We start from the raw sequence: 13,283 nt of genomic DNA on the forward strand, positions 1-13,283 counted from the left end.
TCGCCACGACGCTCCGGGCGCCGTCCGGGGTGGTGGCGTCGGAGCTGGTGGCCAGGGCGCTGAAGTCGGATCCGGCCTTGCCGGTCGCCGCCGGCGGGGGTGCGCTGGCCAAGGAGATGATCCGGGTCAACCACTACGGGGCGGATGCGACGCCGGGCGCTGTGCGGGCGAGCCTGGCGGCGCTGGGGGGCGCGCTCTCCGAGCAGGGGCTGCGGGTGGATGTGGAGGGGGCGCTGCGGGCCGTGGAGGGGGCGTGGCGGTAGTCGGGGGCTGAGGCTTCGGCTCTTCGTCCGCCGCCCCTTCCCGTCCCTGCCTCCAGGGGCTCCGCCCCTGCGACCCCGCTGGGGGCCTCGCCCCCAGACCCCCGCTTCGGCCTGGACGGCCTCGTCCTCAAGCGCCGGACGGGCTGGAGGGCCCGTGCCATGCTCCCCGTATGACCACCGACACACCTGCCGACCGCCCGCTGACCCTCCCCGACGGCCGTCCCGTGCCGCACCTGAGCGGTGACGAACGGGCCATGCTCGAGAGCTGGCTGGACTTTCACCGGGCCACGCTGGCGCTGAAGTGCGCGGGGCTTGACGACGCGCAGGTGCGGATCCCGTCGGCCGAGCCGTCCGCGCTGACCCTGCTCGGGCTGGTGCAGCACCTCGCCGAGGTCGAGCGGAACTGGTTCCAGCGGGTCACCGCCGGTCTCGGCGTACCGCCCCTGTTCGAGGACCCGACCGGTTACGCGCTGCATCCGGAGCGGGGTCTCGACGAGGCGCTGAGGATCTGGCGGCGGGAGATCGCGCGCGGGCGGGAGCTGTGTGCGGGGCTGCCGCTGGACCACGTCGGGCGGGTCGCCGAGGGGCCGGTTCCGGGGATGGAGGTCAGCCTGCGCTGGGTGCTGATTCACATGATCGAGGAGTACGCACGGCACAATGGCCACGCCGATCTCCTGCGGGAAAGCATCGACGGAGTGACCGGGGCCTGAATTACACCTGGTTTTCCGTCGCCTACCGTATGTAAGCTGTGCCACAATTGGGAATTCACCAGAGAAGAGCTTCCCGTATTCTTCTGCCCGCTTTTCCTGGTCCTAAACCCAGAGATTTTGAGGACACCCGGCGGGGAAATTCGGGCAGATCTCGTGGTGATTACATGGCTGTGACGCGTTACACACTGTGACCGCTTCGCCCCTTATTCCCGGTACAATATCGGACATTCAACCACTCCCGCACCCAAAGACTCGCGCCCGCGCGATAACACAGTCATGGCTCATACGTAACCCCAGCTGGCGATGCGATTTTGAATTTCTCTGGGTAAATTCAATTGGTATGACTGCCGTACAAGCAGATCCGCAAATCGACCGTCCCACCGTGGCCGACGGAGCCGCACTGTGGCGGATGGCGAAGGACTCGAAGGTTCTCGACCTGAACTCGTCCTACAGCTATCTGCTGTGGTGCCGCGACTTCGCGGCGACGTCGGCCGTGGCGCGTGACGAGCACGGCGAGCCGATGGGCTTCGTCACCGGGTACGTGCGGCCGGACAACCCGCACACCCTGCTGGTCTGGCAGGTGGCCGTGGACGAGGCCCACCGCGGGCGCGGGCTGGCCGCCACGCTGCTCGACGGTCTGGTCGCCCGGACCGTGGCCGAGTGCGAGGTGACGACGGTGGAGACCACCATCACCCCGGGCAACACCGCCTCGGAGCGCCTGTTCACGTCGTTCGCCGAGCGCCACGGCGCCCGGCTGGAGCGCGAGGTGCTCTTCGACACGGCCGTGTTCCCCGACGGGCCGCACGACCCCGAGGTCCTGTACCGCATCGGCCCGCTGCCCCACTGACTTCCCGCACCGCCCCCACTCCCGCAGACTTCCCCCACGTACCGAGGAGCGATTCGTCGTGACCATCACCCAGCCCGACCTGAGTGTCTTCGAGACCGTTGAGTCCGAGGTGCGCAGCTACTGCCGCGGCTGGCCCACCGTCTTCGACCGCGCCGTGGGCAGCCGTATGTACGACGAGGACGGCCATGAGTACCTCGACTTCTTCGCCGGAGCGGGGTCACTGAACTACGGGCACAACAACCCCGTCCTGAAACGCGCCCTGATCGACTACCTGGAGCGTGACGGCGTCACGCACGGGCTCGACATGTCGACCACCGCCAAGCGCACGTTCCTGGAGGCCTTCCAGAACCTGCTGCTGCGGCCGCGCGACCTGCCGTACAAGGTCATGTTCCCCGGCCCGACCGGCACCAACGCCGTGGAGGCCGCGCTGAAGCTGGCGCGGAAGGTGAAGGGGCGCGAGTCGATCGTGTCCTTCACCAACGCCTTCCACGGCATGTCGCTGGGCTCGCTGGCCGTGACCGGCAACGCCTTCAAGCGGGCCGGCGCCGGTATCCCGCTGGTCCACGGCACGCCCATGCCGTTCGACAACTACTTCGACGGCACGGTCGAGGACTTCCTGTGGTTCGAGCGGCTGCTGGAGGACCAGGGCTCCGGCCTCAACAAGCCGGCCGCCGTGATCGTCGAGACCGTGCAGGGCGAGGGCGGCATCAACGTGGCCCGGCCCGAGTGGCTGCGCGCCCTGTCCGAGCTGTGCCAGCGGCAGGACATGCTGCTGATCGTCGACGACATCCAGATGGGCTGCGGCCGTACCGGCGCCTTCTTCTCCTTCGAGGAGGCGGGCATCGTGCCGGACATCGTCACCGTCTCGAAGTCGATCAGCGGCTACGGCATGCCCATGTCGCTGTGCCTGTTCAAGCCCGAGCTCGACGTCTGGGAGCCCGGCGAGCACAACGGCACCTTCCGCGGCAACAACCCCGCGTTCGTCACGGCCACCGCGACCCTGGAGACGTACTGGGCCGACGGCTCCGCGATGGAGAAGCAGACCCGCAAGCGCGGCGAGCAGGTCGAGCAGGCGCTGATCTCCATCACCGAGGAGAACCTGGCCGATGTGAAGGAGTACCGGGGCCGCGGCCTGGTGTGGGGCCTGGAGTTCCACGACAAGGAGCGCGCGAACAAGGTCGCCAAGCGCGCCTTCGAGCTCGGGCTGCTGATCGAGACGTCCGGCCCCGAGAGCGAGGTCGTCAAGATGCTCCCCGCCCTCACCATCACCCCCGAAGAGCTGGACGAGGGCCTGCGGACGCTGGCCCGCGCCGTCCGAGAGACCGCCTGACACACCAACCGAGCAGCACTCACCTAGGAGGCATCGCAGCACCGTGATTGTCCGTTCGTTCAAGGAGATCGAAGGTACCGACCGGCATGTGAAGTCGGCGTCCGGTACGTGGGAGAGCAAACGCATCGTCCTCGCCAAGGAGAAGGTCGGCTTCTCCCTGCATGAGACGGTCCTGTACGCGGGTACGGAGACATCGATGTGGTATGCGAACCACATCGAGGCCGTTGTCTGCGTGGAGGGTGAGGCCGAGCTGACCGACCACGAGACTGGGAAGTCGTACACGATCACGCCCGGCACCATGTACCTCCTGGACGGGCACGAGAAGCACACGCTGCGGATCAAGCAGGATTTCCGCTGCCTCTGCGTCTTCAACCCGCCTGTCACCGGACGGGAGGACCACGACGAGAACGGCGTATACCCGCTGCTCACCGAGGAGGTGTGACGCTCCATGACCGCCACCTACGACACCACCACCCGTATGCCGGACCTCTATCCGAGTCGTGGCGCCGCCGAGGTGCTGACGCCGCGACAGGACCCGGTCGTCTGGGGCGCGCCCGACGCCCCGGGCCCGGTGGCGCCGGCCGACCTGCTGTCGTTCGAGCGTGACGGCTTCCTCGCCATCGACGAGCTGATCAACGAGGACGAGGTCGCCGTCTACCGGAACGAGCTGAACCGGCTGGTGCACGACCCGGACATGCGGGCCGACGAGCGGTCGATCGTCGAGCCGCAGTCCAAGGAGATCCGCACGGTCTTCGAGGTGCACAAGATCAGCGAGGTGTTCGCCAGGCTGGTGCGCGACGAGCGGGTCGTCGGCCGGGCGCGGCAGATCCTCGGCTCGGACGTCTACGTCCACCAGTCGCGGATCAACGTCAAGCCGGGCTTCGGGGCCAGTGGCTTCTACTGGCACTCGGACTTCGAGACGTGGCACGCCGAGGACGGTCTGCCGCGGATGCGTACGGTGTCGGTCTCGATCGCGCTGACCGAGAACTACGACACCAACGGCGGTCTCATGATCATGCCGGGGTCGCACAAGACGTTCCTCGGGTGCTCGGGCGAGACGCCGAAGGACAACTACAAGAAGTCGCTGCAGATGCAGGACGCGGGCACGCCCTCGGACGAGGCGCTGAGCCAGATGGCCTCGCAGCACGGCATCAAGTTGTTCACGGGCAAGGCCGGTTCGGCGACCTGGTTCGACTGCAACGCAATGCACGGTTCCGGCGACAACATCACGCCGTTCCCGCGCAGCAACGTGTTCATCGTGTTCAACAGCGTGGAGAACACGGCGGTCGAGCCGTTCGCGGCTCCGGTTCGGCGACCCGAGTTCATCGGCTCCCGGGAGTTCACGCCGGTGCGGTGACGCCCCTTTTGAGCACCGGGCCGGGCCTCCTCGTGTGGGACGGGAGGCCCGGCCCGGTCATGTCTTCAGCCGGAGAGGACGTCCAGGAGCCGGTCGACGTCCGCCGGGGTGTTGTAGAGGTGGAACGCGGCCCGCAGATTGCCGGCCCGGTCGGACACCTGGATGCCCGCCCGGCTCAGCTCGCCCTGCCGGTGGCCGAGTCCCGGCACGGACACGATCGCCGAGCCCGGCGCGGACACCGGCGCGTGGCCCAGCCCGTCGAGCCCGGCGCGGAAGCGGTCCGCGAGCGCGAGATCGTGGGCGTGCACGGCGTCGACGCCGAGTTCCTCGATCAGCGCCAGTGAGGCGCGCAGCCCGGCGTAGGTGAAGAGGGCCGGGCTGATGTCGAACCGCCGTGCTGACCGGGCGAGTTGCTCGACGGGGCCGTAGCAGCTGTCCCAGGGGACCTCGCCGGCGACCCAGCCGGCGAGCAGCGGGGTGAGCCCGCCGAAGTCCTGCGGGGCGACGAAGAACGCGGCTCCGTGCGGCCCCATGAGCCATTTGAAGCCGACGGCGGCGAGGAAGTCGTCGGCGTCGGCCTCCATCGGCAGCCAGCCCGCGGACTGGGAGGCGTCGACGTAGGTGCGGGCCCCGTGCGCCCGGGCCGCCTCGCGCACGGCGGGCAGATCGGCGAGCCGGCCGTCGGCGGACTGGGCGATGCTGACCGCGACGAGCGCGGTGCCGGGGCGGACCGACTCGGCGAGCCGCTCCAGGGGCACGGCGCGCACCTTGAGGTCGCCGCGCACGTGGAACGGGTTCACCAGGGAGGCGAAGTCGCCCTCAGCCGTGAGGACTTCGGCACCGGCGGGCAGCGAGGCGGCGATCAGACCGCCGTACTCGGCGACCGAGGCGCCGGTCGCGACGCGCTCGGCCGGCACCCCGGCCAGCCGGGCGAACGACGCGCGGGCGGCCTCCGCGTCCTCGTACAGGGGACCCAGGGGCGTGCCCTCGGCACGCATCCGCACCGCCTGGTGCAGGGCGGTGACGGTACGGGCGGGCAGGAGCCCGTTGCTCGCGGTGTTGAGGTAGGTCTGCTTCGGGGTGAACTCGGCACGGACGAGGTTCTCGAAGGTCTCCATGGGACCACTCTGCGTCCCCGGGGAACCCCCCGTCCATTGCCGGTATCTGCGTGATGTCGCTAAGAAGCGCTTATGGATACGCCCCGACCTGCGGGTTTCAGTGCTGGGGCACCGCACAGCCGTCCGGACCACACGCGTCCGCGCCGTCGGCGCCGTCGGTGGCTCCGCTGTCGACGATCTTCAGCGGCGCGCGCTCACCGAAGGCCTCCGTCAGGGCCTGGGCGAAGACCTCGGCGGGCTGGGCGCCGGAGACGCCGTACTTGCGGTCGAGCACGAAGAACGGCACACCGTTCGCGCCGAGCTGCGCGGCCTCCCGTTCGTCGGCCCGGACCTCGGCGGCGTACGCCTCCGGGTCGGCGAGCACCGCACGGGCGGCGTCCGCGTCGAGCCCGGCGGCCACGGCAAGCTCCACGAGCCGCTCGTCCTCGCCGAAGACCGAGCGCTCCTCGGCGAAGTTGGCCCGGTACAGCGCGTCGAGCAGCTTCTCCTGGCGGCCGTGCTCCTTGGCGAGGTGGAGCAGGCGGTGCATGTCGAAGGTGCTGCCGTGGTCGCGGCCCCGGGTGCGGTAGTCCAGCCCCTCGGCGGCGGCCTGCGCGCCCAGATTGTCCTCGCCCGCCTCGGCCTGCGCGGCGCTCATCCCGTACTTCCTGGTGAGCATCGTGATCACGGGCTGGATGTCGTCCTTGGCGCGGCCCGGGTCCAGCTCGAAGGAGCGGTGCACGACCTCGACCTCGTCGCGGTGCGGGAAGTCCCGCAGCGCCTTCTCGAAGCGGGCCTTGCCCACGTAGCACCAGGGGCAGGCGATGTCGCTCCAGATCTCGACGCGCATGTCTCGGCTCTCTCCAGCTCGTACGGGTACGGAGACTCCCTCCGCCGAGTGCATGAACGTTCAAGCAGGGGGCTTCATTCCCGCAGGGGCCTTCATTCCCCGGGCACGGCGAAGCACAGCCTCATGTGGTGATCGCCCGGGCCGGCCGGCGACCCCGGGTCCGGTATCCAGCCCTGGCGACCGTAGAAGCCCCGTGCCCGGTCGTTGTCCACGTGCACGTCGAGCCCGGCCGTACGCACCCCGTCGATCCGCCACTCCTCCGCACAGGCGGCATGCAGGGCGGTGCCGATGCCGGAGCGCCAGTGACCGGGGTCGACATGGAACTGGAACAGCGTGACGGTGCCGGCGGGAGCCCCCTCCGCCGTGCGGAAGGAGGCGATCCCGGCCAGGCGCCCGTCACGCACCGCGCACAGCACCCGCCCGTCGGTGCGCCCGATCGCCTCCCGCCACCTGCCCGGCCAGTCGGCACCGTCGTCCGGGAACCCGTCCGGGTAGTACGTGGCCCGGGCCCGCCGATGCAGCGCGGCGATCTCCTCGGCCTCGGCGGGCAGGGCGGTCCTGATCACCAGGGGTGCGGCGGTCCGGTTCGTTTCGATCATGCCGCGGAGGACGTGTCCGGTGGGGGCGCGGTTCCCCGGCGGGCCTCAGGAGCCGTCCCGCAGGTCCTTCGGCCAGTTCGGGCGGAACTCGATGTGGTCGTACGTCACCACGCAGCCCCCTCCCATCGGGGACTGCGTCATGAAGCCGACCAGGGCCGCGCCCGTCTCCTTCTCCTCGCCCAGGGTGAAGAGGCGGACGAAGGTCCAGTGTTCGCCGTCGCGGGAGGCGTGGAAGCCGAAGGCCCGGCCGGTGCGGCTGATCCGCAGCCAGACGGAACTGCCGTCGACCGTGAAGGAGTTGGCATCGTCGGAGTGGCCCCGGGTGACGACCGTGCAGACGGTGGGGACGTCCGGGGAGTTCTCCAGGCAGAGTTTCGCCCAGGCCCGCTCCCCCACATGGACGTAGAGCACCCCGGCGTCGAAGGCGGCACCGAAGCCGACCGTGACCTTGGCGATCAGCTGGAAGTCCCCTTCGGGCGCCCCGAGCAGCCGCGGCGCGTCGGAGGCGGGGTCCAGCCCCTCACCGGTCGGCGGCACGAACCGGTCCTGCCTGGGCCCGGCCCACCCGGAGAGCACGCCGTCCTCGTAGGACCAATGGCCGTCGGGCCCATAAGTACGCAGGCCGAAAGGAAGTTCGGGAAGTTCCAGATCCATCCGACCAACTCTTTCAGGTCCGCCCTCCAGGGGCGCGGGGAACTGCGCGATCAACCACAACGAACCGGCAGACCGCAGCTCACCGCACCCCCACGGCGCTACCGCTCCAGACGCCCGTTGAACCGCCGCGGCAGCCCCAGCGGGTTCTCGTCCCGCAACTCCGCGGGAAGCAACGCGGACGGCGCGTTCTGATACGCCACCGGCCGCAGCCACCGCTCGATCGCCGTACCGCCCACCGACGTGGACGTCGACGTCGTCGCCGGGTACGGCCCACCGTGATGCTGGGCGGGAGCCACAGCCACACCCGTCGGCCATCCATTGACCAGCACACGCCCGGCCAGCGGCGTCAGCTCCGCCAGGATCTCGGACCCCCGGCCCTCACCCGCAGCCTCGCCCTCGGACAACTGCACCGTCGCCGTGAGGTTCCCCGGCAGACGCGACAGCACCGCCCTCACCTCGGCGTCGTCCTCGTAGCGGGCCACCACCGTGACCGGCCCGAAGCACTCCTCCAGGAGCAGATCGTGCTCGCCCTCCGCGGCCAGCCTGCTCGCCGGGACGGTGAGGAAGCCCGCGCTGACGGTGTGCTCGCCGCCCGAGCCGGGCGTGACCGGCGACTCCACGTCGGACAGCCGCGCGCGCTCGGCGACGCCCGCGACGAAGTTGTCCCGCATGCGGTGGTCGAGCAGGACTCCGGCGTCGGTGTCGCTGACGGCGTCGGTCAGGGACTTCAGCAGCGCGTCACCGGCGGCGCCGGCGGGGGCGAGGACGAGGCCCGGCTTCACACAGAACTGGCCGACGCCCAGCGTCATCGACCCGGCGAGGCCCGCGCCGATCGCCTCGGCGCGCTCGGCGGCCGCGGCCTCGGTGACGACGACCGGGTTCAGTGAGCCCAGCTCGCCGTGGAAGGGGATCGGGACGGGGCGGGCGGCCGCCGCGTCGAAGAGGGCACGGCCACCGCGCACCGAGCCGGTGAAGCCGGCCGCCGTGACCTGCGGGTGCTTGATCAGCTCGACGCCCGCCTCGAAGCCGTGCACCAGCCCGACGACGCCCTCGGGGATGTCGTGCCGGGCGGCGGCACGGCGCAGCACCTTGGCGACGTACTCGGACAGGGCCGGGTGGTCCGGATGGGCCTTGACGACGACCGGGCAGCCGGCCGCGAGGGCGCTCGCGGTGTCGCCGCCCGCGACCGAGAAGGCGAAGGGGAAGTTCGACGCCGAGTAGACGGCGACGACGCCCAGCGACACCTTGTAGCGGCGCAGGTCCGGGACCGGCGGGGTCGCGGTGTCGTCGGGGTGGTTGATGACGACGTCGAGGAAGGCGCCCTCGTCGACTATGTCGGCGAAGGCCCGCAGCTGGTAGCAGGTGCGGGCGAGTTCGCCGGTCAGCCGGACCGGGCCGAGCGCGGACTCGGCGTCGGCGGTCTCGACGAGACCGTCCTTGGCCGCCTGCAGCTCGTCGGCGGCGGTGCGCAGGAAGGCCGAGCGGACGGCACGGTCGGCGAGTGCGCCCCGCGCCTCGTCCGCGGCCCGGACGGCGGCGTCCACCTCCTGGGCTGTGGCCTCCACCGCAACCTGCTCGCGCTGCTTCCCGGTTCGGGGGTCGACACTCCAGACTGGTGCTGCTGCCACCGCGGGTCCCTCCACATTCGTTGCCGCATGCAATGCCGCAGTATGTACGTCATCACCAGGGATGTTCGATATACTGAACGCTGTCTCTGATGATGAATGCTGTCGGAGACTATATCTCCAGCTTCTCGTCGAACGAAGGGGTCAAGGGCGATGTCGGCAGGCGAGACAGGCGGCGGTGCGCAGGTCAAGAGCGCGGTGCGGACCGTGGAACTGCTGGAGTACTTCGCGGGCCGGCCCGGAATGCACTCCCTCGCGGCGGTCCAGGAGGCCGTCGGGTATCCCAAGTCCAGCCTGTACATGCTGCTGCGCACCCTGGTCGAGCTGGGCTGGGTGGAGACGGACGCGACGGGCACGCGGTACGGCATCGGCGTCCGGGCCCTGCTGGTCGGCACGTCGTACATCGACGGCGACGAGGTGGTCGCGTCGGCCCGCCCGACGCTGGACCGGCTCTCGGACGACACCACGGAGACGATCCACCTCGCCCGCCTGGACGGCACGAACGTCGTCTACCTCGCCACCCGCCAGTCGCAGCACTATCTGCGCCCCTTCACCCGGGTCGGCCGCCGTCTGCCCGCGCACTCCACGTCCCTCGGCAAGGCGCTGCTGAGCACCTACTCGGACGAGCAGGTCCGCAAGATGCTCCCGGAGACGCTGCCCGCGCTGACCGAGCACACGATCACCGACCGGGAGAAGCTCATCGAGGAGCTGCACCAGGTGCGGGAGCAGGGCTTCGCCGTGGACCGCGAGGAGAACACCCTGGGGCTGCGCTGCTTCGGCGTGGCGATCCCGTACCGCACTCCGGCGCGGGACGCGATCAGCTGCTCGGTGCCGGTGGCCCGGCTGACCCCGGCGCACGAACAGCTCGTGAAGGACGCGCTGTTCGACGCGCGGGACCGGCTGACACTGGCCACCCGTAGGCTCTGAGGCATGAATGTCGAGCTGCGCGAGGTCCACGACAGCGATCTGCCGGTCTTCTTCCGGCAGATGAACGACCCCGAGGCGCTGCACATGGCGGCCTTCACCCCCGAGAATCCGGCCGACCGGGACGCCTTCGACGCCCACTGGGCCCGGATCCGCTCCTCGTCCGCCGTGGTCCGCACGGTGCTGGCCGACGGTGACGTGGTCGGCAGCGCGGCGCTGTACGGGGAGCCGGGCGAGCGCGAGGTGACGTACTGGATCGACCGCGCGTACTGGGGGAAGGGCATCGCGACCGAGGCCCTGCGAGCGCTGATCACGGAGCTGGGCGAGCGTCCCCTCTACGCGCGGGCGGCTTCGGACAACGTGGGGTCGCTGCGTGTCCTGGAGAAGTGCGGGTTCCGTACCGTGGCGTCGGCCACGGGGTACGCCCAGGCCCGGGACGCCGAGATCGACGAGACGGTGCTGCTCCTGGAGGGCTGAGCGGCCTCTCCCTCGTCCGGCGGAGGCGGATCGTCACCGTGCAGGACGTGCCGTCCGCCTCCCGCGCTGGAGCCTGATCGCATGACGCAGTCGATCACTCCCCTCACCGCTCCCCGACCCGCCGTCCGTTCGAGCCGCCCCCGGCAGATTCTGCGTGCTGTCGCCGTCCTCTCCTGCCTGCCGTACCTCGGGCTCAAGGCCGCCTGGATCGCCGGAAGCCACATCGGCATCCCCGAGGGGAGCGCACTGCTCGACGACCGTGTCGGCATGGCCGTGATCAACGGCCTCTCCGTGCTGCTGGACAGCGCGGTGATCGTGCTGGCGCTGGTGCTGACCCGGCCGTGGGGGCTGAAAGTGCCCGCCTGGCTGCTGGCGTTGCCCGTGTGGGTCGCCACCGGGCTGCTCGCGCCGATCATGACCGGGTTCCCGGCGCAACTGGTCGTGAAGGCGTTCGGCGGCGGAGCGGCGCCGGACCAGGGCCATGACTCCTTCCTCCACGCATGGGTGTTCACCGTGGTGTACACCGGGTTCATCCTCCAAGGGATCGCTCTCGGCGCCCTGTTCGTGCTCTACGCCCGCGACCGCTGGGGGCACCTGTGGCGCGGCCGGGTGTGGGAGCTGCCCGTCGGAGTCGTCGGGCCCGCGCACCGCGCCCTGGCCGTCGCGGCCGCCGTGCTCGCCCTGCTGCCGCTCACCGTTCACCTGCTGTGGGCCTGCGGTGTCACCGCCGGGCTCAGCGAGGGCCGGGCGGCGGACCGCACCGCCGACTTCTACGTCCTGGAGGCCGTGTACGTGATGTTCCTCGTCGCGGCCGTGGCCGGCGGCTTCCTGCTGGCGTTCCGGCGCGGCCGGGCCCTGCCCGTGGCGGTGCCGCTCGGGCTCGCCTGGGTCGGCTCGGGTGCCGTGGCCTGCTGGGGCGGCTGGCTGTCGCTGGCCTCCCTCGGCGGTGTGGAGGACCTCGCCGACCGTCCGACGCCGCTGATGAGCCTCGCCTACGCTGGGCAGATGCTCGTCGGCTTCCTCGTCGCCGCCATCGGCGTCTACTACTTCGCCGAGCGCTCGGCCAGGGCCGCACGGCGGACGGCGTGAGACAGGCCGCCCGGTTGCTGTTCGGCCGGCGGGCGCGGCTGCGCTGGGTCCATCTGATCCTCGGCGGCGCGCTCGCCATGCCGTATGTGCTGGTGGGCTCGGTGATCATCGGCCCGGCCACCGGCGCCACGGACGTCTTCGGGTCCTTTCCCCTCCAGCTCGCCTCGTTCGGGGTGGGGCTGCCGATCGCCGCCGTCACGTCCGTCTTTCCGCTGACCCGGCCGCTGGAGGCCGCCGCCGTGCGCTGGCTGTGCGGTGTCGACGCGGACCGGCTCGCCTTCGGGCCGGCCGGGACGCGGGGTGAGAAGGGGCGTACGGCGGCCTGGTTCACGCTCCATCTCGGGTTCGGCGGGATCATCGCGGGGATGTCGCTGGCGGTGCCGCCGTTCGCCGTCGTGCTGATCGTGCTGCCGCTCTTCGCGGGGCTGCGCGGCACCCCGCTCGGGGTGCCCGAAGTCTTCGACCACGCCTGGGTGTTGGCGCTCTCGCCCGTCGCGGGCGCGGCGATGCTCGTCGCCCTCGCGGGCTGCGCGGCCGGCGGCGGTGCGCTGCTGGCCCGCTGGGCGCCTGACCTGCTCGGCCCGTCTCCCGAGGGCCGGCTGGCGGCCGCCGAGGCACGCGCCGCCGACCTCGCCGTACGCAACCGGCTGGCGCGGGAACTGCACGACTCGGTCGGGCACGCGCTGAGCGCGGTCACCCTCCAGGCGAGCGCGGCACGCCGGGTCCTCGACTCCGACCCGGAGTTCGTCCGCGAGGCCCTTGCCGCGATCGAGGACACGACCCGGCGTACCGTCGGCGAACTCGACGCCGTGCTGGGCGTGTTGCGCGAGGGCGACGGCCCCGGGACGGCCCCGGCGCCTACCCTCGCCGGCGACCTCGACGGCCTGCTGTCCCGTACCCGGGCGAGCGGGGCCCGGGTGACGGCCACGGTCGGCGCCGACCCGGAGGCACTGCCTCCGCTGCTGTCCCGCGAGGCCTACCGCATCGTGCAGGAGGGGCTGAGCAACGCCCTCAAGCACGCCGGGCACCGGGTCGCCGTGGACGTGCGGATCGCGGTGGCGGGCGGGCGGTTGGAGATCACCGTGCAGAATCCGGTGACCGGCCCCGCGCCCTCCCGGCCCGGCGGCGGCCACGGGCTGCGCGGCATCGCGGACCGGGCCAGGCTGCTGGGCGGAACCGTGACGGCCGGACCGGCCGACCGGACCTGGCGGCTGGACGTGAGCCTGCCGATGAAAGGACCCGCATGACCCGCCCCGCAACCGTTCGTGTCGTCCTCGCCGACGACGAGCGCATGGTGCGCACCGCGCTGCGCGCCATCCTCTCCGCCGAGCCGGACCTGGAGGTGGTGGGCGAGGCGGCCACCGGCGCCGAGGCCGTCTCTGTCGTACGGGACCTGCGGCCGGACGTCGTCCTCATGGATGTGCGCATGCCGGAGATCGACGGCATCCGCGCCACCGAGCA

The 13,283-nt window shown here is 71.1% G+C and carries 15 protein-coding genes and 1 pseudogene; 11 read left to right on the forward strand and 5 right to left on the reverse strand.

Features of this window, described 5'->3' with window-relative positions:
- From ACFTZL_RS29265 to thpD, 6 genes and pseudogenes are all read left to right on the forward strand, one after another.
- A pseudogene (locus ACFTZL_RS29265) lies at positions 1-263 on the forward strand (alanine--glyoxylate aminotransferase family protein); the annotation flags it as partial.
- 170 nt (positions 264-433) lie between these two features.
- Positions 434-973 (forward strand): DinB family protein, encoded by a 540-nt coding sequence (locus ACFTZL_RS29270; RefSeq protein WP_382588571.1) that lies wholly within the window; start codon positions 434-436, stop codon positions 971-973.
- 340 nt (positions 974-1,313) lie between these two features.
- Positions 1,314-1,820: a diaminobutyrate acetyltransferase gene (gene ectA / locus ACFTZL_RS29275; protein ID WP_382588573.1), complete on the forward strand. Its 507-nt coding sequence runs from the start codon at positions 1,314-1,316 to the stop codon at positions 1,818-1,820.
- A 58-nt stretch (positions 1,821-1,878) separates the two neighbouring features.
- Positions 1,879-3,150: a diaminobutyrate--2-oxoglutarate transaminase gene (gene ectB, locus ACFTZL_RS29280; RefSeq protein ID WP_382588575.1), complete on the forward strand. Its 1,272-nt coding sequence runs from the start codon at positions 1,879-1,881 to the stop codon at positions 3,148-3,150.
- A gap of 43 nt (positions 3,151-3,193) precedes the next feature.
- Complete coding sequence (locus ACFTZL_RS29285; RefSeq protein WP_184599670.1) at positions 3,194-3,592, forward strand: ectoine synthase; 399 nt, start codon at positions 3,194-3,196, stop codon at positions 3,590-3,592.
- A gap of 6 nt (positions 3,593-3,598) precedes the next feature.
- The gene (thpD, locus tag ACFTZL_RS29290) at positions 3,599-4,507 is read left to right on the forward strand and encodes an ectoine hydroxylase (RefSeq protein WP_382588577.1); all 909 of its coding nucleotides are present in this window, start codon (positions 3,599-3,601) and stop codon (positions 4,505-4,507) included.
- Between the two features lie 65 nt (positions 4,508-4,572).
- On the opposite strand, the gene ACFTZL_RS29295 is transcribed toward thpD, so the two are convergent.
- The 5 genes from ACFTZL_RS29295 to ACFTZL_RS29315 form a co-directional block, all read right to left on the reverse strand.
- Positions 4,573-5,625, reverse strand: a complete 1,053-nt coding sequence (locus ACFTZL_RS29295) for an aminotransferase class V-fold PLP-dependent enzyme (RefSeq protein ID WP_382588579.1) — start codon at positions 5,623-5,625, stop codon at positions 4,573-4,575.
- Positions 5,626-5,722: 97 nt separating this feature from the next.
- On the reverse strand, positions 5,723-6,454 hold the full coding sequence (locus ACFTZL_RS29300) for a DsbA family oxidoreductase (RefSeq protein ID WP_382588581.1): 732 nt from the start codon (positions 6,452-6,454) through the stop codon (positions 5,723-5,725).
- A 92-nt stretch (positions 6,455-6,546) separates the two neighbouring features.
- Positions 6,547-7,053: a GNAT family N-acetyltransferase gene (locus ACFTZL_RS29305; RefSeq protein ID WP_382588583.1), complete on the reverse strand. Its 507-nt coding sequence runs from the start codon at positions 7,051-7,053 to the stop codon at positions 6,547-6,549.
- A gap of 45 nt (positions 7,054-7,098) precedes the next feature.
- Positions 7,099-7,707 (reverse strand): DUF1349 domain-containing protein, encoded by a 609-nt coding sequence (locus tag ACFTZL_RS29310; RefSeq protein WP_382588584.1) that lies wholly within the window; start codon positions 7,705-7,707, stop codon positions 7,099-7,101.
- Between the two features lie 98 nt (positions 7,708-7,805).
- Positions 7,806-9,335, reverse strand: coding sequence for an aldehyde dehydrogenase (NADP(+)) (locus tag ACFTZL_RS29315; RefSeq protein ID WP_382588586.1), 1,530 nt, complete (start codon positions 9,333-9,335; stop codon positions 7,806-7,808).
- Positions 9,336-9,485: 150 nt separating this feature from the next.
- On the opposite strand from ACFTZL_RS29315, the gene ACFTZL_RS29320 reads away from it, so the two are divergent.
- The 5 genes from ACFTZL_RS29320 to ACFTZL_RS29340 all read left to right on the forward strand — a co-directional run.
- Positions 9,486-10,259, forward strand: a complete 774-nt coding sequence (locus ACFTZL_RS29320; protein ID WP_189730338.1) for an IclR family transcriptional regulator — start codon at positions 9,486-9,488, stop codon at positions 10,257-10,259.
- A gap of 3 nt (positions 10,260-10,262) precedes the next feature.
- Positions 10,263-10,733 (forward strand): GNAT family N-acetyltransferase, encoded by a 471-nt coding sequence (locus ACFTZL_RS29325; protein WP_382588588.1) that lies wholly within the window; start codon positions 10,263-10,265, stop codon positions 10,731-10,733.
- Between the two features lie 81 nt (positions 10,734-10,814).
- Positions 10,815-11,822: a hypothetical protein gene (locus ACFTZL_RS29330; RefSeq protein WP_382588590.1), complete on the forward strand. Its 1,008-nt coding sequence runs from the start codon at positions 10,815-10,817 to the stop codon at positions 11,820-11,822.
- Positions 11,819-13,069, forward strand: a complete 1,251-nt coding sequence (locus tag ACFTZL_RS29335) for a sensor histidine kinase (protein WP_382588591.1) — start codon at positions 11,819-11,821, stop codon at positions 13,067-13,069. Before ACFTZL_RS29330 ends, ACFTZL_RS29335 begins: the two co-directional genes overlap by 4 nt.
- On the forward strand, positions 13,066-13,283 hold a 218-nt coding region (locus ACFTZL_RS29340), incomplete at its 3' end, for a response regulator transcription factor (RefSeq protein WP_382588593.1). The genes ACFTZL_RS29335 and ACFTZL_RS29340, both read left to right, overlap by 4 nt.

It is taken from the genome of Streptomyces sp. NPDC056948, assembly GCF_042674225.1.
Lineage (GTDB): Bacteria > Actinomycetota > Actinomycetes > Streptomycetales > Streptomycetaceae > Streptomyces > Streptomyces purpurascens.

Bases quoted from the DNA above. Each gene is read 5' to 3' on its own strand.
- ACFTZL_RS29305 (WP_382588583.1), bottom strand. From the start codon at position 7,053: ATGATCGAAACGAACCGGACCGCCGCACCCCTGGTGATCAGGACCGCC.
- ACFTZL_RS29325 (WP_382588588.1), top strand. From the start codon at position 10,263: ATGAATGTCGAGCTGCGCGAGGTCCACGACAGCGATCTGCCGGTCTTC.
- ACFTZL_RS29330 (WP_382588590.1), top strand. From the start codon at position 10,815: ATGACGCAGTCGATCACTCCCCTCACCGCTCCCCGACCCGCCGTCCGT.
- ACFTZL_RS29310 (WP_382588584.1), bottom strand. From the start codon at position 7,707: ATGGATCTGGAACTTCCCGAACTTCCTTTCGGCCTGCGTACTTATGGG.
- thpD (WP_382588577.1), top strand. From the start codon at position 3,599: ATGACCGCCACCTACGACACCACCACCCGTATGCCGGACCTCTATCCG.
- ACFTZL_RS29295 (WP_382588579.1), bottom strand. From the start codon at position 5,625: ATGGAGACCTTCGAGAACCTCGTCCGTGCCGAGTTCACCCCGAAGCAG.
- ACFTZL_RS29320 (WP_189730338.1), top strand. From the start codon at position 9,486: ATGTCGGCAGGCGAGACAGGCGGCGGTGCGCAGGTCAAGAGCGCGGTG.
- ACFTZL_RS29300 (WP_382588581.1), bottom strand. From the start codon at position 6,454: ATGCGCGTCGAGATCTGGAGCGACATCGCCTGCCCCTGGTGCTACGTG.
- ectA (WP_382588573.1), top strand. From the start codon at position 1,314: ATGACTGCCGTACAAGCAGATCCGCAAATCGACCGTCCCACCGTGGCC.
- ACFTZL_RS29270 (WP_382588571.1), top strand. From the start codon at position 434: ATGACCACCGACACACCTGCCGACCGCCCGCTGACCCTCCCCGACGGC.